Origin of the sequence: Acinetobacter sp. MF4640 (assembly GCF_002018895.1) — a bacterium.
In the GTDB taxonomy this organism is placed as follows: domain Bacteria; phylum Pseudomonadota; class Gammaproteobacteria; order Pseudomonadales; family Moraxellaceae; genus Acinetobacter; species Acinetobacter johnsonii.
In genome coordinates this window covers 57,863-78,751 of sequence record NZ_MVOM01000011.1, presented here as the reverse complement: position 1 = coordinate 78,751, position 20,889 = coordinate 57,863, and the positions used below count along the sequence as shown (strand labels likewise).

The 20,889-nt window shown below is 41.4% G+C and carries 18 protein-coding genes and 1 pseudogene; 11 read left to right on the top strand and 8 right to left on the bottom strand.

The features are described from left to right. A pseudogene (locus tag MF4640_RS05665) lies at positions 1-458 on the top strand (IS30-like element ISAba125 family transposase); the annotation flags it as partial. Between the two features lie 85 nt (positions 459-543). Here the strand turns inward: MF4640_RS05665 and csrA are convergent. The 3 genes from csrA to alaS form a co-directional block, all read right to left on the bottom strand. Next, the gene (gene csrA, locus MF4640_RS05660) at positions 544-798 is read right to left on the bottom strand and encodes a carbon storage regulator CsrA (RefSeq protein ID WP_004696158.1); all 255 of its coding nucleotides are present in this window, start codon (positions 796-798) and stop codon (positions 544-546) included. Between the two features lie 273 nt (positions 799-1,071). After that, a complete protein-coding gene (locus MF4640_RS05655; RefSeq protein ID WP_005400573.1) occupies positions 1,072-2,352 on the bottom strand; it encodes an aspartate kinase in 1,281 nt (426 codons plus the stop codon). A 66-nt stretch (positions 2,353-2,418) separates the two neighbouring features. Continuing rightward, entirely contained in the window at positions 2,419-5,112 is a 2,694-nt protein-coding gene (gene alaS / locus MF4640_RS05650) for an alanine--tRNA ligase (RefSeq protein ID WP_171263855.1), read from the bottom strand. A gap of 391 nt (positions 5,113-5,503) precedes the next feature. Here alaS and gap point away from each other — a divergent pair, with 391 nt between their 5' ends. Further along, on the top strand, positions 5,504-6,538 hold the full coding sequence (gene gap, locus MF4640_RS05645; RefSeq protein WP_004696165.1) for a type I glyceraldehyde-3-phosphate dehydrogenase: 1,035 nt from the start codon (positions 5,504-5,506) through the stop codon (positions 6,536-6,538). 113 nt (positions 6,539-6,651) lie between these two features. Then, positions 6,652-6,957: a hypothetical protein gene (locus tag MF4640_RS05640; protein WP_078388963.1), complete on the top strand. Its 306-nt coding sequence runs from the start codon at positions 6,652-6,654 to the stop codon at positions 6,955-6,957. 9 nt (positions 6,958-6,966) lie between these two features. Here MF4640_RS05640 and MF4640_RS05635 read toward each other — a convergent pair whose 3' ends face one another. After that, positions 6,967-7,266 carry an AzlD family protein gene (locus MF4640_RS05635; RefSeq protein ID WP_005400577.1) on the bottom strand — a complete coding sequence of 100 codons (300 nt, stop codon included), beginning with the start codon at positions 7,264-7,266 and terminating at the stop codon, positions 6,967-6,969. Further along, on the bottom strand, positions 7,263-8,009 hold the full coding sequence (locus MF4640_RS05630; RefSeq protein WP_078388962.1) for an AzlC family ABC transporter permease: 747 nt from the start codon (positions 8,007-8,009) through the stop codon (positions 7,263-7,265). Before MF4640_RS05630 ends, MF4640_RS05635 begins: the two co-directional genes overlap by 4 nt. 164 nt (positions 8,010-8,173) lie before the next feature. On the opposite strand from MF4640_RS05630, the gene MF4640_RS05625 reads away from it, so the two are divergent. Further along, on the top strand, positions 8,174-8,629 hold the full coding sequence (locus tag MF4640_RS05625) for an Lrp/AsnC family transcriptional regulator (RefSeq protein WP_004696172.1): 456 nt from the start codon (positions 8,174-8,176) through the stop codon (positions 8,627-8,629). 87 nt (positions 8,630-8,716) lie between these two features. Here the strand turns inward: MF4640_RS05625 and MF4640_RS05620 are convergent, their stop codons facing one another. Next, positions 8,717-9,229 (bottom strand): hypothetical protein, encoded by a 513-nt coding sequence (locus MF4640_RS05620; protein ID WP_078388961.1) that lies wholly within the window; start codon positions 9,227-9,229, stop codon positions 8,717-8,719. A gap of 428 nt (positions 9,230-9,657) precedes the next feature. Here MF4640_RS05620 and MF4640_RS05615 point away from each other — a divergent pair, with 428 nt between their 5' ends. From MF4640_RS05615 to MF4640_RS05600, 4 genes are all read left to right on the top strand, one after another. Further along, positions 9,658-10,824, top strand: a complete 1,167-nt coding sequence (locus MF4640_RS05615) for an ATP phosphoribosyltransferase regulatory subunit (protein WP_078388960.1) — start codon at positions 9,658-9,660, stop codon at positions 10,822-10,824. A gap of 69 nt (positions 10,825-10,893) precedes the next feature. After that, positions 10,894-12,213 carry an adenylosuccinate synthase gene (locus MF4640_RS05610; protein ID WP_078388959.1) on the top strand — a complete coding sequence of 440 codons (1,320 nt, stop codon included), beginning with the start codon at positions 10,894-10,896 and terminating at the stop codon, positions 12,211-12,213. A 200-nt stretch (positions 12,214-12,413) separates the two neighbouring features. Next, a complete protein-coding gene (locus MF4640_RS05605) occupies positions 12,414-12,719 on the top strand; it encodes a hypothetical protein (RefSeq protein ID WP_004696180.1) in 306 nt (101 codons plus the stop codon). 186 nt (positions 12,720-12,905) lie between these two features. Then, a complete protein-coding gene (locus MF4640_RS05600; RefSeq protein WP_004982314.1) occupies positions 12,906-13,679 on the top strand; it encodes a M48 family metallopeptidase in 774 nt (257 codons plus the stop codon). A 125-nt stretch (positions 13,680-13,804) separates the two neighbouring features. Here MF4640_RS05600 and MF4640_RS05595 read toward each other — a convergent pair whose 3' ends face one another. Both MF4640_RS05595 and crp read right to left on the bottom strand, forming a co-directional pair. Then, a complete protein-coding gene (locus tag MF4640_RS05595) occupies positions 13,805-14,854 on the bottom strand; it encodes an NADP(H)-dependent aldo-keto reductase (RefSeq protein ID WP_078388958.1) in 1,050 nt (349 codons plus the stop codon). 188 nt (positions 14,855-15,042) lie between these two features. Beyond that, a complete protein-coding gene (gene crp, locus MF4640_RS05590) occupies positions 15,043-15,750 on the bottom strand; it encodes a cAMP-activated global transcriptional regulator CRP (RefSeq protein ID WP_004696183.1) in 708 nt (235 codons plus the stop codon). Between the two features lie 147 nt (positions 15,751-15,897). Here crp and MF4640_RS05585 point away from each other — a divergent pair, with 147 nt between their 5' ends. The 3 genes from MF4640_RS05585 to MF4640_RS05575 all read left to right on the top strand — a co-directional run bounded on the left by MF4640_RS05585 (position 15,898) and on the right by MF4640_RS05575 (position 20,805). Beyond that, positions 15,898-16,320, top strand: a complete 423-nt coding sequence (locus MF4640_RS05585; RefSeq protein WP_004982311.1) for an OsmC family protein — start codon at positions 15,898-15,900, stop codon at positions 16,318-16,320. Between the two features lie 390 nt (positions 16,321-16,710). After that, positions 16,711-19,290 carry an ATP-dependent chaperone ClpB gene (gene clpB / locus MF4640_RS05580; protein ID WP_078388957.1) on the top strand — a complete coding sequence of 860 codons (2,580 nt, stop codon included), beginning with the start codon at positions 16,711-16,713 and terminating at the stop codon, positions 19,288-19,290. A 228-nt stretch (positions 19,291-19,518) separates the two neighbouring features. Then, a complete protein-coding gene (locus MF4640_RS05575; RefSeq protein ID WP_078388956.1) occupies positions 19,519-20,805 on the top strand; it encodes a DUF945 family protein in 1,287 nt (428 codons plus the stop codon). The last annotated feature ends 84 nt before the right edge of the window (positions 20,806-20,889 follow it).

Here is a 20,889-nt window from a genome sequence, read left to right as displayed (position 1 = left end):
AAGACAATAAAAGTTCGATAGCAACACTTATTGAACGAAATACACGGCTCTGTATCTTGGCAACATTACCTGATGCAAAGGCAGAATCAGTGCGCAAGGCTTTAACTGAAGCTCTGAAATATTTACCTGCAGAACTGCGTAAAACGTTGACCTATGACCGTGGACGTGAGATGTCAGAACATAAAATACTCGAAGAAGATTTAGGCATAGATGTATATTTCTGTGACCCACATTCACCCTGGCAAAAAGGCACATGCGAAAATATGAATGGTTTAATTAGGCAATATTTACCTAAAGGGATTGATTTAAATCAGGCAGATCAGCATTATTTAAATCAAGTTGCCATGTCACTGAATACTCGTCCTAGAAAGGCGTTAGATTGGCTTACACCATTAGAGAAATTTGCTCAGCTTGTTGATTATCATAAGGCTTTTGAAACTGTCGCACCTCATGTTTGAATTCGCCGAGGTACTTGAGCAAAAATAGACTGGGTAAAAATTTAAAGCGGCCAATCGGGCCGCTTTATATCTGAATGTTTCAATCTTAACGATTGAAATTATTCTGCTGTGAACCTTCATCTTCAAATGCAGGCTGGTAATCCTGATCAAGATGTTGAAGATGTTCATGCATTGCACGTTCATGCTGAATGCGTTGATAAATCTCTTCACGATGTACAGATACTTCTTTGGGAGCATTGACACCAATACGAACTTGGTTGCCTTTGACACCAAGTACAGTAACACTTACTTGATCCCCAATCATTAATGTTTCACCGACGCGTCGGGTCAAAATCAGCATGTTTATCTCCTTGCAAAACGCTAAACCTGCAGTTGTACTAAAGTAAAATACATAATTTTTTGTATTTAAAAAAATTTAAACAAATGTTTAATACAACCGCATGACACTTGAATTTTTAGATATCTAGTGACATTAGGTATAACATTCATCTAAATTTAAGAAAGCCTCGGGCTTAATATAACAGAGCCACTATAGAAAAAACTATAGTGGCTCCTGATTTTTGTAGTCTTTTGCAAAAACTGTCAGACAATGACAAGTTTTTCGCAAGATTGCTTAAGCACGTGCGCTTGATTCACCATGTTCACGGTCTAAACCGAAAGCAGTGTGTAGAGAACGTACAGCAAGTTCTAGGTAGTTTTCTTCAATAATCACAGAAATTTTGATTTCTGAAGTTGAGATCATCAAAATGTTGATGCCTTCATCAGCCAAGGCAGTAAACATTTTACTTGCAACACCTGCGTGTGAACGCATACCAACACCTACAATTGACACTTTAACAATGTCGTCACGTGTAGCAACTTCGCGCGCACCAATGGCTTGAGCAGTTTCTTGAAGAATTTTTGTTGCTTTTGCAAGTTCGCCGCGGTTTACCGTGAAAGTGAAGTCAGTCGTACCATCTTCTTCAACATTTTGGATAATCATATCCACTTCAATGTTGGCATTACCAATTGGCGATAAAATTTTAGATGCAATACCTGGTTCATCAGGAACACCTAGAATCGTAAGTTTAGCTTCGTCACGGTTAAATGCGATACCAGAGATAATTGGTTGTTCCATGTTGTCTTCCGCCTCAGTGGTGATTAGTGTTCCGACGTTCTTTTTAAATTCTTCGTCGAATGCGCCATCATCGTCATTATCAAAACTTGATAATACGCGTAAAGGCACTTGGTATTTTCCTGCAAATTCAACCGAACGAATTTGTAGAACTTTAGAACCAAGTGATGCCATTTCCAGCATTTCTTCAAATGAAATACGGTCTACTTTTTTCGCTTTTGGTGCAACGCGTGGGTCAGTAGTATAAACGCCATCTACATCGGTATAGATTTGGCATTCATCTGCTTTTAATGCCGCAGCAAGTGCTACACCCGAAGTATCTGAACCACCACGGCCGAGGGTGGTGGTGTTGCCATCGGCATCGAAGCCTTGGAAACCAGCAACCACGATCACACGACCAGCATCTAAATGCGCAGTCATGGTGTCAGTATCAATCGACTCGATACGTGCTTTGGTAAACGCATTGTCTGTTTTGATACCGACTTGGCGACCCGTAAGTGACTTAGCTTCAACGCCAATAGAATTGAGCGCCATTGCTAACATTGAAATCGTTACCTGTTCACCCGTAGAAACCATTTGGTCTAATTCTCGTGGGTCAGGGGTTTCGGTAATGGCTTTCGCTAAAGCAAGTAGACGATTGGTTTCGCCACTCATTGCTGATACAACCACTACAACCTTGTGGCCGTGGTCATGCCAACGCTTTACACGACGAGCAACATTTAAAATGCGCTCTGGAGTACCCATAGAGGTACCGCCATATTTTTGAACGATTAATGCCATAGTTGTTCCATATAAACCATGACCCTGAATGCATCATTTAGGGTCAGTTACACAAAAGGTGAAGTTTTATTTCGCTTCAAGCCAAGCAGTTAAATCTGCCATCACTGTTGCAAACTTCTCGTTTAGTGGCGCGCCACCTTGTGCTAAGTCAGGTTTGCCACCACCTTTACCACCAATCTCAGTTGCTAGATGTTTGATGATGTCACCTGCTTTAATAGAAGCAGTAAAGTCTTTTGCTACAGAGGCGATCAGGCTAACTTTGTCACCTTCAACACCAGCAAGTACGATGACTGCATTTTCTAATTTTGATTTCACACCGTCATGTAGGTTGCGAAGTGATTTCGCATCCATGTTTTGAACAGTCGTGATCAGCGTTTGACGACCCGCAAGCGTTTGAACTTGGCTAAGCAGTTCAGCAGCTTGGAAGCTGGCAAGTTTTTGATTGAGTTGCTCAATCTGTTTTTGCAAGCTTGATGTTGTGTCGACTAAGGCTTCAACTTTTTCTAAAGTTTGGTCCTTTTGAGCTTTCAATAAACCATTGATAGTATTGATATCACGGTCAGCTTTTTGAGTAATTTCAATGGCTTTGGTACCTGTTACCGCTTCAATACGACGTACACCCGCAGCTACACCACCTTCAGAAGTGATTTTAAACAAGCCAATGTCGCCTGTGCGTTTAACGTGAATACCACCGCACAGCTCGATTGAGAAGTTTTTCTCTTCAATGATTGAACCCATTGAAAGTACACGAACTTCATCGCCATATTTTTCACCGAACAACATCATCGCACCTTTAGCCTTTGCAGACTCGATGTCGAGAAGTTCAGTGGTAACAGGGCTGTTTGCAATCACTTCGGCATTCACTAAACGTTCAATTTCTTGAAGTTGTTCAAATGAAACTGGCTGATCATTGGCAAAGTCAAAACGTAAGATGTCTGACGCAACCAATGAGCCTTTTTGTTGTACGTGTTCACCTAGAATTTGACGTAGTGCAGCATGCAAAAGGTGAGTTGCAGAGTGGTTACGCGCAGTTGCCGCGCGGATATCTGCTTTGACTGTTGCTTCAACATTTTGAGCAAGCTTAATGCTACCTACAGTCACGATACCTTGGTGGACAAAAGCACCGCCAGATTTCTTGGTGTCTTGGACTTCAAAAATACCTGTGTCATTTTTGAAAATACCTGTGTCACCAATTTGACCGCCGCTTTCTGCATAGAACGGGGTTTGGTTCAGTACGATGAGGGCTTCGTCACCTTCAACCACTTCATTAACTTGTTCGCCATCTTTATAGATCGCAATAATTTGACCTTCGCCAACTGTTGCGTCATAGCCGTCAAACTGAGTTTCGCCTTCAACTTTAACAACAGAGTTGTAGTCAATTGCGAATTTACCTGCATCGCGTGCACGTTGACGTTGAGCAGCCATTTCAACTTCAAAGCCTGCTTCATCAATGGTTAAATCACGTTCACGAGCGATGTCAGCCGTTAAGTCAGTAGGGAAACCATACGTATCATACAGTTTAAACACCACTTCACCTGGAATCACAGAACCTTTCAGTTGAGCCAATTCACCTTCAAGCAATTTCAAACCTTGCTCTAGAGTTTTAGCAAATTGTTCTTCTTCTTTCAGCAATTGCGCTTCAATACGTACTTTCTGTGCTTCAAGTTCTGGGTAAGCTTGACCCATCACTTCAATTAAAGGTTGCAACATTTTATGGAAGAATGAGCCTGTTGCACCCAGTTTGTTACCATGACGCACTGCACGACGGATAATACGGCGCAGTACATAGCCACGGCCTTCATTTGATGGGTTTACACCATCAGCAATCAGGAATGAACATGAACGTGCGTGATCCGCAACCACTTTAAGTGATGCAGGATACTGAACTGGTGTACCTTTTTCGCGAGCTTCTGCTTCAAGTGCAGCGGTATCTAAACCAATAATTTCAGCGGCTGCTTTGAGTAAGTGTTGAAACAGGTCAATTTCGTAGTTTGAGTTAACGTGTTGTAAAACAGCAGAAATACGCTCTAAGCCCATACCTGTATCTACAGAAGGTGCAGGAAGCGGGTGTAATACGCCATCAGCAGTACGGTTGAACTGCATGAATACGTTGTTCCAAATTTCAATGAAACGGTCGCCATCTTCTTCAGGTGTGCCTGGTAAGCCACCCCAAATGTGATCGCCATGGTCAAAGAAGATTTCAGAACATGGACCACAAGGACCTGTATCACCCATTGCCCAGAAGTTATCTGATGCGTATTTTTCGCCTTTGTTATCACCAATACGGATGATACGAGAAGCATCTAGACCAATTTCTTTGTTCCAGATGTCAAATGCTTCGTCGTCAGTGTGGTAAACCGTTGCGTAGAGTTTGTCTTTAGGCAGTGCTAACCAAGCTTCACCAGTGAGGAAATCCCATGCAAATTTGATCGCATCACGTTTGAAGTAGTCGCCAAATGAGAAGTTACCTAACATTTCAAAGAAGGTATGGTGACGTGCGGTATAACCGACATTGTCTAAGTCGTTGTGTTTACCACCTGCGCGGACACATTTTTGTGAAGACACTGCACGTACATAATCACGTTTTTCTAGGCCTAAGAAACAATCTTTAAATTGGTTCATACCCGCGTTGGTAAACAACAAAGTAGGGTCGTTGGCGGGAACTAGAGAACTCGACGCGACACGTGTATGCCCTTGCGATTCAAAGTAGCTTAAAAAAGCTTCGCGAATTTCAGCTGATGTCATAAAACGAGTACTCACAACCAAGTCACTCCATAATTTCGATTTGGCTAATAGTAGCTGAAGAAAGTCTTATTCTAAATACGCTGACTTCAGATACTGGCTTAAAAATTTTAAAACGCCAAATTATAACGGAAAAAGGATGTTGCACCAATCACTTTAAGGCGAATTGATGACATTTCTATGTATTCGATAGTTCTAAGATTTTGCTTGTTATTGTTGGATATTTATATCATTTCGTGGAAATGAGTTGATTGGTCCGAGGTGGTTAGGTAGATCAATTTATGACTTAAGGGTTCATATTCATCATCTTCGCTGATGGATGATAGAAAAAGAAAGCTTAACCAAATCTGTATAAATCCATTAATATAAGCCTGCTTATCTTTCATCATTTTATACATAAGGGCAAGTCATGCAACGAGTGGCGATAAATGGATTTGGTCGAATCGGACGTAATGTACTACGCGCTTGGTTTGAAAATCCAAAGAACTTTCAGTTTGAAATCGTCGCGGTAAATGATGTAGCAGATGTAGAAACCTTATTGCATTTATTTAAATATGACACCACGCATGGGCGCTTTCCGGGAAAAGTCGATTTAAGTTATGAAAATGAACGTATTTATCTGCATTTATCAAATAATCAAGCACAACTTAAAGTTGAAGTCTTGCGTCAGGAAAACCCGCAAGATTTGCCTTGGGCAAGTCTCCATGTAGACGTGGTTCTAGAGTGCACAGGTTTATTTCGCTCGCGTGAAGCTGCAACAGGGCATATCAGTGCAGGTGCAAAGCGGGTGATTATCGGCGCGGCACCTTTTGACTCGGTTGATGCCGCCATTGTGTATGGGGTGAATCACCATGAGGTCAAAGTCAGTGACCAAATTATTTCCAGTGTGTCATGTACTACGCAGGCCTTAGTGCCTTTGGTTAAAATCATTGATGATGCTTTTGGAATTGATACTGCGCTCATGACCGAAATTCATGCAGTGACTGCCGATCAGTCTGTATTGGATCATGCGCATCGTGATTTAAGACGTGCTCGTGCTTCAGGTCAAAATATTATTCCCACCACATCGTCAGCGCTTGGTGCTTTAAAACAAGTCATGCCAAAAATGGCCGATCGTATCGATGGTTATTCGATTCGTGTGCCAACCATTAATGTGGCGGCAATTGATTTGACCTTTATTTCGCAAACACCAATTACCGACCATAAAATTAATGAAGTGCTGATTCAAGCGGCGAAGTCAGACTACCGTGAAATTATGGATGTGACGGATGAACCTTTGGTATCTTCGGATTTTAATCATTCACCCTATTCACTTATTGTTGATTTAACGCAAACCATGGTGGTGGGGCATCAAGCTAAAGTCTTTGCGTGGTATGACAATGAGTGGGGCTATGCAAACCGCTTATTAGATTTGTGTGAATCTTTTAGTGCGTCAACTACCTAAAGGTCTTTATTTTTAAGCATTTTTACTCTGAAAACAAGATGATAGGCATAGACCGAATACAGACTTGTGGTTATCATGAATCTATAAATGAAAAATAATGTAGAGTGGTGCTTATGTTGATCTTAATTTGGGGATTTATTTTGCTGTTGGCGGTCGCTGTCGTATTTTTAATTTGGTTTCAATTTAAAAATCAGGCAGATAAAACCGATCCAAGCGTAGAGCAGAATCAACTGCAAGAAAAAGTACATCAACTTGAAGAAAATTTAAAAAAGACCTTGGAAATTATGCAAGATCTTGCAAAAAAGATGCATGTGCAACAGGAAGTGATCGAGCAGACCACGTCTAAGTTACAAAAAGTTGAGCTACAAAACGCTGAATTGGTGAATATTCTCGCTAAAGCTGTACAGCCTGAACGCTAAAAATTCAGTTTAGATGAGCACGGTACGTAATAATGCCGCGCTCAGCATACTGATCACAACGGTTGGTAGGAGTGAAAAGCGTGAAGCTGCAATTAAAGTGATGGCAATGGCGAGTAGATCTGCGACATTGTCTTTGACAAAATAAGGTGCAATCACTGAAATAAGTACGCAGCCCGGAACAACTTCCAAAATCTTTCGTTGTTTGTTGCTTAAAGTTTTATTCTTCAGCAAAACATAGCCCAATATACGCGTCAGATAAGTGGTTGCTGCGACCAATAAAATCGCGATAAGTGTTGTGCTGTGGATCATAGCTCATCCTCCTGAATAAATAAGAAAGCAGAGGCGATGCCACAGATTGCACCAATAGGCACATACCAACCCGTCGGTAAATATAAATATGCAATGGCCGCACTGATTAGACTGATAAGCCAAGGGCGTGCGGCGCTAAAGCCTTTCCACATGCCACGCAATAAAACTAGAAATACTGCAGCAAAGGCCATATCAAACCCATAACGGTGAACATCGCCTAGCAAAGGACCAAGAATGGCACCTAAGCTGGTAAAACTGACCCACATCAAGTACAGAGCAAAACAGATGCCTGCGTAGTAGGACATGCTAAAGGCCTGTTGTAACCCAAATCTTTTCTTCTTTTCTGCATCGGTAAGGGCAGCGGCCCAACTTTCATCACACATGAAAAACAGGGCAGGGAAAACCTGTCGATTAGGCAAATGGCGTAAATAGGGCACGAGACTTGCACCCATGAGCAAATGACGGCTATTAACTAGAAACGTAATGAAAATTAAAACGAGAAAATTTGGTGGATTGGTCCAAACCTCGAGCACAGCAAATTCGGAACCGCCCGCAAAGTTTAGACCAGTAAATAATGGAACTTCTAAATGGCTAAAGCCTTTTTGAGTAGCTTGTGTTCCTAAGACCAAAGCAAAAGGAATAATGCCCAGCAGCATGGGGATAGATGTTTTAATACCACGCTTAAACTCGACGTAATCGGTGGAGTCATTGAATTCTTGAGTTGTATTTCTAAGGGAGAACATTTTAAATCGCCTATGCGTGCTAGGTTTTGGTGCAGTAGGTGAATAAGTTTAGGCTTTTTCCGAAGATATTTTTTGCTTTATTTAGCTTAATATAGGGCTTGTTTGGAATAATATGCTGTAATTGGTTAAATATGAGCAAAATTATGCTTTAGGAGGTGAAATTTATGGATCAAACCGATAAACGTATATTGCAAGTGCTACAAGTTGATGGAAAACTTCAAAATAATGAGTTGGCTCAGCGCATCGGACTGTCTGCCTCACCGTGTTTAAGACGAGTAAAACAACTAGAAGAAGACGGAATTATTCGGGCTTATGTGGCTTTGGTTGATCCTGTTAAAGTGAATCTGCGTTTGACCGTGTTTGCACGCATTTGGCTAAAAAGTCAGGATCCGCAAACGGTGAACCAATTTGTTGAATCGATTCGTGAAGTTCCTGAAGTGGTCGAGTGTCATTTAATGGCAGGGGATTGTGATTTCTTTTTACGTATTGTGGTTGCAGACTTAGACGCCTATCGACAGTTTCAAATCCATCGTCTAAATAAAATCCCTAATATACAAAGTATTAAAACAGAAATTCCGTTGCAAAATATCAAACAAACCACAGAATTGCCGATTTGGTAGCTCAAAAGTTGATAGCGAAATCGCCCGTGAATGCGACAGCATGACTCAAAGTGATAGACTTGCACTCTAGTCATGCTGCTTAGGGTGTTATGACTCTTCGTTTAAAAAGCCTTCTTTAATTTCTTTAGGTAGATCTGCGTGCCACCATGCATAAATACTGGCTTTAATTTCTTCATCTTCTTCAGGGTCATTTAGAGGTTCATCATCTTCACGAACCAGTTCATCACCTTCAAATTTGAACCAAAACTCCCAAGGATCATCATCACCGCAACCCCATGCTTGCGCATGGATGTCTGGAAGCAAGGCTTTCAGGAAGAATAAAATCGCTTCCATGAACTCATCACCTGATGAACCATGGACAAAGTGTGCGATGGAATAACCCGCGAGGGAGTATAGTGATTCAGGGCTCAAGTCAAACTCGATATTATCGACGGTATTTAAAATATCTTCGGCCAGTTCAGCACCATGTTCTGGATTGATGTCACAGACTAAAGCTGTAAATTGACTCGCATCGCCGCGATGTTCTTGAAATAATCGGTCTAACTTTGACATGATTTGAGCATCTGCATGCTTGTAATATAAGTTGCTATGCATTTCCATCGAATTTTCCCCAAGTAAAAATATGTGATTAAAAGTGCTATCGGTATAACGCCGTTGTATTTATTTTTGCTGTCAAATTGAGCTGAAGTATAAAAGAATGTGCCTTTTGTGCAAGCATAGGTATAATTGGAAATAAAATATAAAACAAAGTCTTATATGAATTTTTCCAATCTGTGCAGAGCACTAGGATGAGTTAATATTATTGATTCTGATACTTGGGCATTGTCTAAAGCCATGTTTTGAATGGCTCGCTCAAAATCGGTAAGAATGTATAAAGTTGTTAACGATGACATCGAAACGATAAATTAAATTTTCCGAAATTGTCTAATGCACAGCACATTGTATCGTGATAGACTAAGAGAAATCGGGTGTGCCCCGATTTTTTTATGCGGATTCGTTCCGCGCAGACAAGATTTTAGGTTTACAACATGCCCATTTCAGAGACATGGTTATTACCTGATGGTGTAGCTGATGTACTACCAGAACAGGCGCAAGTGATTGAAACTTTGCGTCGTCAAGCATTAGATTTCCTCGCAACTCGAGGTTATCAGTTGGTGTACACGCCATTCATTGAATACATCGAATCGTTATCTTCTCTATCAGAATCGAATCAAGATTTAGACTTAGCCACTTTTAAAGTGATTGATCAGCTTTCTGGTCGTTTGCTTGGTGTACGTGCAGATATGACACCACAAGTGGCTCGTATTGATGCGCATGTACATCCAGTTGAAGGCGTTGCTCGTTATTGCTATGCAGGAACAGTCCTACATACCAAACCACAAGGCTTTAATACCACGCGTACACCTTTGCAGTTAGGTGCTGAGCTATTCGGTTCAGACAGCATTGATGCCGATGTGGAACTGATTGATGTGATGATCAGCCTGCTTGAAAAAACAGGTTTTGCAGACGGTATCCATTTGGATTTAGGCCATGTGGGTTTATTCCGTAGTATGGTGAAAGTTGCGGGTTTAAACAAAGCGACTGAACGTCAACTCTCTGATTTATACCAACGTAAAGCTCTGCCAGAATTGGCTGAATTTACCCAAGATTTAAACTTTGGTGCAGACTTTTATACTTTAGGTCGTTATGCAAGTGACTTAGCTGCCTTGCAAACGCATTTAAGTGCAGAAGTCATTGCCGATGCTGAATTTAAGCACGCTTTTGATGCATTAAAAACTACACAATCTGAGATTCAAGCACGTTGGCCAAATCTTCAGATGGGTATTGATGTGGTTGAGCTACGTTCGTATCACTACCATACGGGCTTAATGTATGCCGTTTATGCACCAAACCGTGCTGCGCCATTGGCACAAGGTGGACGTTATGACGGAATTGGTGAGCACTTTGGGCGTGCACGTCCAGCAACAGGCTTTAGTTGTGACTTATATGCACTTAGTGCAGGTCGTTTTCAGCAAAACAGTCTTGTGGTTGCACCCAAAGGTACTCAAACAGATTTGATCCAAGCGATTGAACACACGCGTGCTCAGGGCATGAGCGTGATTCAACTTTTGGGGCAGGATGATTTAACTACGCTTCCATATGCAACGCACCAGTTGGTGAATGTTGCAGGCCAATGGACTGTAGAACAGATTTAATCACTTCTTCAGGTAAGCTAAAACCTGAGAAGTTCTTCAATTTTAACAGCATGATGCAATGAGGCTATTATGGGCAAGAATGTTGTGGTACTCGGTACCCAATGGGGCGACGAAGGTAAAGGTAAAATCGTCGACCTGCTCACAGATCAAGCGGCTGCGGTCGTTCGTTATCAAGGCGGACATAACGCAGGTCATACACTTGTCGTTGGTGGTAAGAAAACTGTATTACACCTCATTCCATCTGGTATTTTACGTGAAAACGTACTGTGCTTAATTGGTAATGGTGTGGTACTTTCTCCTGCAGCGCTCATCAAAGAGATGTACATTCTTGAAAAAGAAGGCGTACCAGTTAAAGAACGTCTACGTATTTCTCCGAACTGTCCACTGATTTTGCCAAACCATATTGCACTTGACCAAGCGCGTGAAATCAAGCGTGGTAATGCGAAAATTGGTACCACTGGTCGTGGTATTGGCCCTGCGTATGAAGACAAAGTTGCACGCCGTGCAATTCGTGTTGCAGATTTGGTTCGTGGTGGCGAGCATCTTAAAGCTCAGTTAACTGAACTTCTTGAATACCATAACTTCCAATTAACACAATTCTACGGCGTAGAAGCAGTTAAATTAGAAGATGTACTTGCGCTGTGTGATCAATGGCGTGAAGTGGTTGCACCACTTGTGATTGATGTCACTACAGAGCTGCATAATTACCGTAAAAACGGTGACAACATCATGTTTGAAGGTGCTCAAGGTTCACTTCTAGATGTTGACCATGGTACATATCCGTATGTAACGTCTTCAAATACGACTGCTGGTGGCGTAAGCTCAGGTTCTGGTTTGGGGCCATTACATCTTGACTATGTATTGGGTATTACCAAAGCATATACAACACGTGTAGGTGCAGGTCCGTTCCCAACTGAGTTGGTTTATGACGCTGCAAATGACGTAGGTGATGCGATTGGTAAGCACTTAGGGACTGTAGGTTCTGAATTTGGCGCTTCTACAGGTCGTCAACGTCGTTGTGGTTGGTTCGATGCTGAAATCCTTCGTCGTTCTGTAGACGTAAACTCACTTTCAGGTATTTGCTTAACTAAACTTGATGTTCTTGACGGTTTAGAAGAAGTGAAAATCTGCGTAGGTTACGAAGCAGCGGATTCTGGTTGTGTTGGTTCTTCTGATGCGCTTGCATTTGAAACTTTAAAACCAATTTATGAAACAATGCCAGGTTGGTCTGAGTCTACCTTTGGTGCGAAATCAATGGATCAATTGCCACAAGCAGCGATCAACTATGTAAAACGCATTGAACAATTAATCGAATGCCCAATCGATATCATTTCTACAGGTCCAGACCGTGAAGAAACGATTGTTTTACGTCATCCATTTGACGCTTAAGCGATAAAGCATTGAGTAAAAAACCCTGTCTCGTACAGGGTTTTTTATTTGTGCGGTACATCTGTGCATGAGCATTACTGCTGTTGATTTAAGCTACTGAGCTGGAATGATTTTCCCGACTAAAGTTGCATGAATAAGCACGACATAATGTATAAGTGCTTGTTAGAATAAAATGCACAATAAACAGATGAGCAGGCAGGATGCAAAAGAATATCGCGGGAACTATTTTTTACTCACTACTTTTTGCTATGGGTGGTGCGCCAACAATCGCGATGATGATTATTCAAGGGCAAACCACCGATCCAGACGTGATTTATAGTGCGCTCATTGGATTGTCTGTGATTATTGCTTGTATCTTAGTGCCGATCATACTGCTCCAAAATGCATTCCTGTTCGCGAAGCGTAAAAGTGCGACCCTTGAGGAAAAAATTGAACCTTTAAGCCACCTGTATTTGGGTTTAAATATTCTGTGTTTGGTTTATTGGCTTTTGATTCAGTTTATGTAACTAGGTTTAAGGTGGTGTGTAGATATCGCTCTAGCGCGGAAATTTGGCTTATTGTGCTTAATTGTGAAGATATTTTTACATAATTGCTATGATAAAACGTGGTGATGATATTTAACAATTTAAATCTATTCAATATAATTCAGCACATTATGTAAAATGCTTTGAGATGGATGGAGTTAAGCAATAATGAAAAATAAAATATTAATGAGTTTGTGTGCAGCAAGTGTGGTTACAATTTCAGGTTGTGCAACTTTTGCGGAAGTGGCAGGTGCAGACACTGCAACATTAAATGCAGCAGCAACCCAAGGCTTCAACAAAACTGTGAATGAAGCGCGAAGCACAAAGACCTTAGATACCTCATCTACGACCTATAAGCGTATTTATGGTGTATTCAATCGCTTGAAGCCATATGCCGATCAAATGAATCAAACTGGAACGAAATTTGACTGGCAGTTGGCAGTACTTAAGTCAAATCAGGTCAACGCCTATGTTGCACCTGGTGGTAAGGTGGTGTTCTACACAGGTATTGTAGATAAATTGAACCTAACTGATGCTGAAATTGCAGCGGTGATGGGACATGAGATGGTGCATGCTTTAGAAGAGCACTCGAAGAGTAAGGTTGGTGCGCAGGCATTAACGGATTTGGCATTGGGAATTGGTCTAAGTGCAGCAGGTGTAGGTCAAACGGGTTCGGCAGCAGCACAGCTAGGTAGTCAAATTGGTATTGGCTTGCCATACTCACGTAGCCTAGAAAGTCGTGCAGACCAAGGTGGTTTAATGTTGATGGCTAAAGCAGGCTATAACCCTCAAGCCGCAATTAGTCTGTGGGAAAAAATGAATAAGCTCGATGGAGCAGGCGGTTCTTCATTCCTGTCGACGCACCCCTCAAATAGTCAACGTATTGAAGCAATGCGTAAGAACTTAGCCGCTGCTCAAGCGGTTTATAATCAAAGACGTTAATTCGTTTTGAATAAAAAAGGACGCCAAGGCGTCCTTTTTTAATATCAGTTGATGATTTTGAAAATCATCAATTATTTGTGACAGGTGAAGTAGTGCTTCACCTGAACAGCTAATATAAGAAATATCTATGGCGCAGGATTAGGTTGTTGCTGATGAATAGCTTGAATACCCTGTAAAACATCTTCGGATAAATCAATCTCAAAAGCTTGAATATTTTCTTTCAACTGGTCTAAGTTGGTCGCCCCAATAATCGTACTGGTCACAAAAAATTGCTGCTTGATAAAGGCTAAAGCCAGTTGTGTCGGTGTTAAACCATGTCGTTCAGCCAGTTGCGCATACTGTTCTGTTGCCCATTCACTCTCTGGGTTGCTATAACGACTAAAGCGGCTGAAAAGCGTTACTCGAGCATTGGCTGGGCGTGCACCATTGCGGAATTTACCTGTGAGATAGCCAAAAGCGAGTGGGGAATAGGCGAGTAAACCAATGCCTTCATATTTCGCAATTTCCGACATACCAATTTCATAAGTACGGTTCAATAGGCTATATGGGTTTTGCACACTGACAAATTTAGATAGACCAAGCTGTTCTGCAATCTGTAGAAACTTCATAGTGCCCCATGGCGTCTCATTAGATAAGCCAATATAACGAATACGCCCTTTTTGAATCTCTGTTTCTAATGCTTGTAGTGTTTCTTGCAAAGAGGTCACGGTTTGCGTGTTATGGGCTTCACTGTTTTCATAGCCTAATTTTCCGAAAAAGTTGGTTGGGCGCTGTGGCCAGTGTAGCTGATATAAATCAATATAATCGGTCTGTAAACGCTTTAGGTTGCCATCTAGGGCAGAAGAAATATCGGTTGCATTAAAACGAGTCTGTCCATCACGAATATGACTACCACCTTGCGATGGCCCCGCAATTTTAGAGGCTAGAAATAGCTTGTCTCGACCGCCGCGCTGGGCAATCCATTGGCCAATAATACTTTCGGTTGCACCTTGGGTTTCAGGTTTTGGAGGAACAGGGTACATTTCCGCAGTGTCCCAAAAGTTAATGCCTTGCGCCAAAGCATAGTCAAGTTGCTCAAAGGCTTCAGCTTGAGTGTTTTGCTCACCAAAGGTCATGGTGCCGAGACAAATTTCAGGAACCAAAATACCTGTATCGGCTAAGGGTTTAAATTGCATTCAACATTTCCTTTTATGGACTGCATTTTTTCGGTCGAATTAGGTTACACAGTTATGCCCAGTAGGTTAAATCACTATTTTTACAAAGTTTGTCATGATTTTGTCAAAGCAGAAGCAGATTTAAAGACATAAAAAAAAGCAAATCCTAAGATTTGCTTTTGGCTGTATCAGCTACGAAGAAAAACGGCTTATTCTTCGTCTTCATAGTCATCAGCATTCGCTTTTGACTCTTCTAAAGAGGCATCGAAAATTAAGATGGCTTTACCATCAGTTTCGATCATGCCTTGCTCTTCGAGTGTTTTTAAAACACGACCAACCATTTCACGTGAACAACCGACAATACGTCCAATCTCTTGACGCGTAATACGAATTTGGCGGCCATTTGGTAAAATCATCGCTTCAGGTTGCGAAGATAGGTCGATTAGGCAACGTGCAATACGACCTGAAACATCGATAAATGCAAGGTCAGTCACTTTGCGAGTGGTATTTTTTAGACGGCGTACCAGCTGTGCAAATACTGCATAGCTCAGGTCAGGGTATTGTTTGCTGAGCTCATGGAAGTTTTCATAAGTCACTTCAGCAATTTCGCAGACATCACGGGTACGCACTTCTGCAGTACGTTGTGAGTTTGCTTCGAATAGACCCATTTCCCCAAAAAAATCACCCGCATTTAAATAAGCGACTACGATTTCACGTTCATCGTCTTCACGCAGAATAATGGAGACCGAACCTTTTAAAATCAAATATAAAGATTTAGATTCTGAGCCTGCATCTACGATGGTTGTACGCTTAGGATAACGATTAATATATGCGCGTTTTAATAATGCTTTGACTGACTCGGGGAGTTGACCTGGAGACAGCGCATCAGTGCTTAATTGTGAAAAGCTTGAAGTCATGCTAACGGTTCCGAAAATGGATAAAATATAGATCGCACAGACCTAGGGTGAACTTGTCACACAGTCAGAGCTGAAATTCCTTATCAACTCAATTTATGTTAGTGTACAGTCACTTCGTCAATCTATAGCTTTTTTTAGGTACTTGCAATGCAAACAACTGTTCATTGGTTAGAGAATGTTGCTTTCGAAGCAAAAACTCAAAGTGGTCACAGTGTTATCATGGATGGATCGCCAGAATATGGTGGTGAAAACCGTGGTCCAAGACCAATGGAATTGATCCTGACAGGACTGGGTGGTTGTGCCTCTTTTGACATCGTGACCATACTTAAAAAATCACGCCAAGAAATTACCGATGTACGCTGTGAACTCAAGGCAGAGCGGGCAGATAGCATCCCTGCAGTGTTCACAAAAATCCACTTACATTTCGTGATTACGGGTCATGCGGTGAAGGAAAAACAAGTCGCAAAAGCTGTGGAATTATCGGCAGAAAAGTACTGTTCTGCGAGCAAAATGTTGATGGATGGTGGGGTTGAAATCACCCATGATTTTGAGATTATTGAAGCAAATTAAACGCTGACTTTTAAGTCATTTGAGGCTGATCTGGTGATCGGCCTTTTTCATGCTTCACGCTTTTGTTTTGATTCCGTAAACTGGGACACAATTCATCACACGAATAAATAGAAAAATGCGTTGCTTGTTTGATTAATAATTGATCAAATGATTTTGGTTGTCACTGATTGATAGGTCGTCGTGGTCTTTAATACATAAATAATCTAGGTTGGCGCTTGAAAATAAGACGGAGAAGACCCATATTATAACCCAGTCTTATGAGTTTATTATTAAGATAAACTAATGAAAAATAAGTTAAAATGTAGAAAAATTAATTAAATTTGAATTGAATTTTGAGCAATTGTTCCCATATATCCATCAAGTTCGAAATTTATTGTGAGGAAAACAAGAATGCGATTTGAAAAATTCACAAACCGCTTACAGCAAGCTCTCTCAGATGCTCAATCACTTGCAGTGGGGAAAGACCATACCGCAATTGAAGGTATTCATATCTTATCAACATTGTTAGATGAAACCTCCAATCTGAGTTTGTTGCAACAAGCGGGTGCCAATTTACCTGCTTTACAAAGCAAATTAAAACAAGCGCTAGCTGATGCACCAACACTGACAAATCCTACAGGGGACGTCAACTTAAGTTCAGAGGCAGTCAAAGCACTGAATTTGGCAGATAGCTTCGCGCAAAAAGCAGGCGATGAGTTTTTGTCTACCGATTGGGTGATGCAAGCCTTGACCGAAGTGGGGGCAACTAAAACGCTACTCAACAGCGTGGGCGTACAAGCAGACAGCTTACGAAAAGTCATTTTAAAAATTCGAGGTGATGAGAAAGTCATGAGCAACAATCATGAAGATCAACGTGATTCTCTGAATAAATACACCATTGATTTAACTGAACGCGCACTTGCAGGTAAGTTAGATCCTGTGATTGGGCGTGATGACGAGATTCGTCGTACCATTCAAGTTTTGTCGCGTCGTACCAAAAATAACCCAGTGTTGATTGGTGAACCCGGGGTAGGTAAAACAGCCATTGTTGAAGGCTTGGCACAGCGGATTATTAACCGTGAAGTACCTGAAAGCCTACAAGGTAAACGTGTTTTATCCTTAGATTTGGGTTCATTGCTTGCGGGTGCCAAATACCGAGGCGAGTTTGAAGAGCGCTTAAAAGCAGTACTGAAAGATTTGTCTAAACAGGATGGTGAAGTCATTTTGTTCATCGACGAATTACATACGCTGGTAGGCGCAGGTAAAGGCGATGGTGCAATGGATGCAGGTAATATGTTGAAACCTGCTCTGGCACGTGGTGAGTTACGCTGTGTTGGTGCAACCACATTAGATGAATATCGTCAGTACATTGAGAAAGATGCTGCGCTAGAGCGTCGCTTCCAAAAAGTGTTGGTCGATGAGCCGAGTGTGGAAGACACCATTGCGATTTTACGTGGTTTGAAAGAGCGCTATGAAGTGCACCATGGTGTGAAAATTTTAGACTCTGCCATCATTGCAGCAGCGAAAATGTCACATCGTTATATCACCGACCGTCAATTGCCTGATAAAGCGATTGATTTGATTGATGAAGCGGCTTCTCGTATCAAAATGGAGCTGGACTCTAAGCCAGAAGCTTTGGATAAACTTGAGCGTCGTTTGATTCAATTGAAACTGCAACTTGAAGCAGTGAAAAAAGATGAAGATGCCGGTAGTCGTGCGGAAGTCGCTCATCTTGAAAAGCAAATTAGCGAAGTTCAACACGAATACAATGATTTAGAAGAAGTTTGGAAAGCTGAAAAAACCTTAGTTGAAGGTACCAAACAAGTTCAAGCTGAATTAGATCAGGCGCGTATTGCGCTTCAAAAAGCGCAGCGTGAAAACGACTTGGGAGAAATGTCGCGTCTTCAGTATGGTGTGATTCCAGAGTTGGAAAAACGTCTCAATGAAGAAGAAGTCGTTGAGGAAAAAGAAGAGCCAAAACTACTACGTAACAAAGTCACTGACAATGAAATTGCAGAAGTCGTTAGTGCTGCTACGGGTATTCCTGTGGCTAAAATGATGCAAGGTGAACGTGAGAAACTTCTCCATATGGAAGAGTTCCTACATAACCGTGTCGTCGGACAAGATGATGCTGTGGTTGCAGTATCCAATGCGGTTCGTCGTTCGCGTGCGGGCTTGTCTGACCCGAATCGACCAAGCGGCTCGTTCTTATTCTTGGGCCCAACTGGTGTTGGTAAAACAGAGTTGACTAAAGCACTGGCAAACTTCTTGTTTGATAGTGACGATGCCATGATTCGTATCGACATGTCCGAGTTTATGGAAAAACACTCTGTCAGTCGTTTGGTGGGTGCGCCTCCTGGTTATGTCGGCTACGAAGAAGGTGGTGTGTTAACCGAAGCTGTACGTCGTAAACCGTATAGTGTCGTGCTGTTCGATGAAGTGGAAAAAGCACATCCCGATGTGTTTAACATCTTGCTCCAAGTTTTGGATGATGGTCGCCTAACGGATTCGCAAGGTCGCGTGGTTGACTTTAAAAATACCGTGATCGTCATGACATCGAATTTAGGTTCGAGTGATGTGCGTGAGTTGGGTGATAATCCTTTGGATGAAGAAGTGCGAGCAGTGGTGATGAATGCTGTGACGCAACATTTCCGTCCAGAGTTTATCAACCGTATTGATGAGTTAGTGGTTTTCCATTCACTCAAAAAAGCGCAAATTCGTGGTATTGCGGATATTCAATTGGATCGTTTACGTGATCGTTTAGTTGAAAAAGATATGCGCTTAACGGTGGATGATCAAGCCTTTGACTTATTGATTGACGCTGGTTTTGACCCTGTTTACGGTGCACGCCCATTGAAACGTGCCATCCAGCAACAGGTTGAAAACAACTTAGCTCAAAAAATATTGTCGGGTTACTATGTGGCCGGAGACAATATTATGATCACTGCACAAGATGGTCAGTTGAGCTTTGACAAAGTGAAAATGAGTTAATCATTTAAACGGTTCATTGAAACTAAAAAACCCAGCTTCGGCTGGGTTTTTTATTGCGTGATAGAAATGTTAAAAGATGACATTTTTAAGCCAAAATGTGACCTAAGTTTTCACATTTATGTGATGGATATTGCATCTAAGTGATTTATTTGCAAAACAATTATCTTTATTTGAAGATTCTCTTTATAATTTATTTTAATAAAAAACAAACAACTTGTGATAGAAGAAATGACTCAATTGAAGTGGGGTATTGGAGGCGTACTTACGCTTGCCGTGGTCGCAGTAGGGGGGAATCTTTATGCGGATAAAAGTTTGAAGGCTTATTATCAACACAGCACTAAACAGTCGAATGATTTAAAGTTGCAATATCAACAATTTCAAATGGGTGCTTTAAATGGCAGTGCGAACTGGACGGCTGAATTAGTACTAGACCCTTGTAAACCGAAAGAAGTGATCCAATTGAAGGGGCAGGATCATATTCAGCGGAGTTGGAATGGATATGCAATTCGTTCAGATATTCATATTACGCAAGCACCCGGCGCACTTCAGTCCTTGTTGAAGGAACCACTTAAAGTACAAAGCAAAGTGAATTGGTTCGGTACTTTGAATAGTACCTTGACTACGCCAGTGATTACTCGCAATGAAGCTCAACTTCAGTCTAGATTAGACCCGATGACACTAAAGTTTCGTGCAAAACCGATCGAACAACAGTTAAAGATACTGGATTTACAGCTTGAAATTCCAAATTTAACAGTCACCGATCCAAATATACATTTGCAAATGGTGGGGCTAAAGCTAGAAAGTAACCAAGGGCTGAATGGTGAATATCTTGAGGCGGGTGAAACCAAAATGAAGATGGATCTACTGAAAATGTCAGATCGAGATATCAATAGACCTACCAATGCCGAACTGAAGAATTTTAGTATAGAAACGCAAAGTGAACTGACAGACCGAGTTGTAAACACTGAAATGTTGTTGCGTCTAGATGAAATGAAAATGCCTTCAGCACCCGCAGTCCAAAACGTACAGTTTAATTTTAATGTGCTCGATGTAAACCGACAAAAATTACAGACGCTGTTTGATATTTTGGCGAAAAGTGAAAACAGTTGTTTGGCAAAAGAGGCAATGGAAAAAGATATGGAGCCTGCTTTATTGGCAGTGATCAATGAAGGTTTCCGTTTTGAATCAAAAGAGAACCAATTTGCTATTGGGGAAGGGGTTGCACAAGCAAGTGTGACGGGGCGTATTATGCCGAGTCATCAATCGACGCTGATGGGTATGGTAAAAATGATGCCAAGTTTAATGGAATACAAAGCAGATGTTCAGTTTGATAAAAATATGATCTCGCGCATCATGAATAATTATCTGCAAAAAGGAGGCATCAGCATGTCTGATCAAGAGATCGAAACCATGCTTTCAACGATGCAGAGTTCAGGGCAGGTGAAACGTGAAGGGAATGTCATGAAAATGTCAGTTGATTACAAATATGGGCAAACCAATTTCCTGACTGAATAATGCAAAATATGATGATCTAACATAATAAAAGGGACGTATTTCGTCCCTTTTTTATATCTGAAAATTGTCTAATGCAAAATTTAG

Excerpts from the sequence above, each read along its gene's own strand:
- MF4640_RS05585 (WP_004982311.1), top strand. The coding sequence starts at position 15,898 with ATGCAAACAACTGTTCATTGGTTAGAGAATGTTGCTTTCGAAGCAAAA.
- MF4640_RS05625 (WP_004696172.1), top strand. The coding sequence starts at position 8,174 with ATGGATCAAACCGATAAACGTATATTGCAAGTGCTACAAGTTGATGGA.
- crp (WP_004696183.1), bottom strand. The coding sequence starts at position 15,750 with ATGACTTCAAGCTTTTCACAATTAAGCACTGATGCGCTGTCTCCAGGT.
- MF4640_RS05610 (WP_078388959.1), top strand. The coding sequence starts at position 10,894 with ATGGGCAAGAATGTTGTGGTACTCGGTACCCAATGGGGCGACGAAGGT.
- MF4640_RS05595 (WP_078388958.1), bottom strand. The coding sequence starts at position 14,854 with ATGCAATTTAAACCCTTAGCCGATACAGGTATTTTGGTTCCTGAAATT.
- MF4640_RS05620 (WP_078388961.1), bottom strand. The coding sequence starts at position 9,229 with ATGGAAATGCATAGCAACTTATATTACAAGCATGCAGATGCTCAAATC.
- MF4640_RS05640 (WP_078388963.1), top strand. The coding sequence starts at position 6,652 with ATGTTGATCTTAATTTGGGGATTTATTTTGCTGTTGGCGGTCGCTGTC.
- gap (WP_004696165.1), top strand. The coding sequence starts at position 5,504 with ATGCAACGAGTGGCGATAAATGGATTTGGTCGAATCGGACGTAATGTA.
- MF4640_RS05605 (WP_004696180.1), top strand. The coding sequence starts at position 12,414 with ATGCAAAAGAATATCGCGGGAACTATTTTTTACTCACTACTTTTTGCT.
- MF4640_RS05635 (WP_005400577.1), bottom strand. The coding sequence starts at position 7,266 with ATGATCCACAGCACAACACTTATCGCGATTTTATTGGTCGCAGCAACC.
- MF4640_RS05630 (WP_078388962.1), bottom strand. The coding sequence starts at position 8,009 with ATGTTCTCCCTTAGAAATACAACTCAAGAATTCAATGACTCCACCGAT.
- csrA (WP_004696158.1), bottom strand. The coding sequence starts at position 798 with ATGCTGATTTTGACCCGACGCGTCGGTGAAACATTAATGATTGGGGAT.
- MF4640_RS05615 (WP_078388960.1), top strand. The coding sequence starts at position 9,658 with ATGCCCATTTCAGAGACATGGTTATTACCTGATGGTGTAGCTGATGTA.
- MF4640_RS05655 (WP_005400573.1), bottom strand. The coding sequence starts at position 2,352 with ATGGCATTAATCGTTCAAAAATATGGCGGTACCTCTATGGGTACTCCA.
- MF4640_RS05600 (WP_004982314.1), top strand. The coding sequence starts at position 12,906 with ATGAAAAATAAAATATTAATGAGTTTGTGTGCAGCAAGTGTGGTTACA.
- clpB (WP_078388957.1), top strand. The coding sequence starts at position 16,711 with ATGCGATTTGAAAAATTCACAAACCGCTTACAGCAAGCTCTCTCAGAT.
- MF4640_RS05575 (WP_078388956.1), top strand. The coding sequence starts at position 19,519 with ATGACTCAATTGAAGTGGGGTATTGGAGGCGTACTTACGCTTGCCGTG.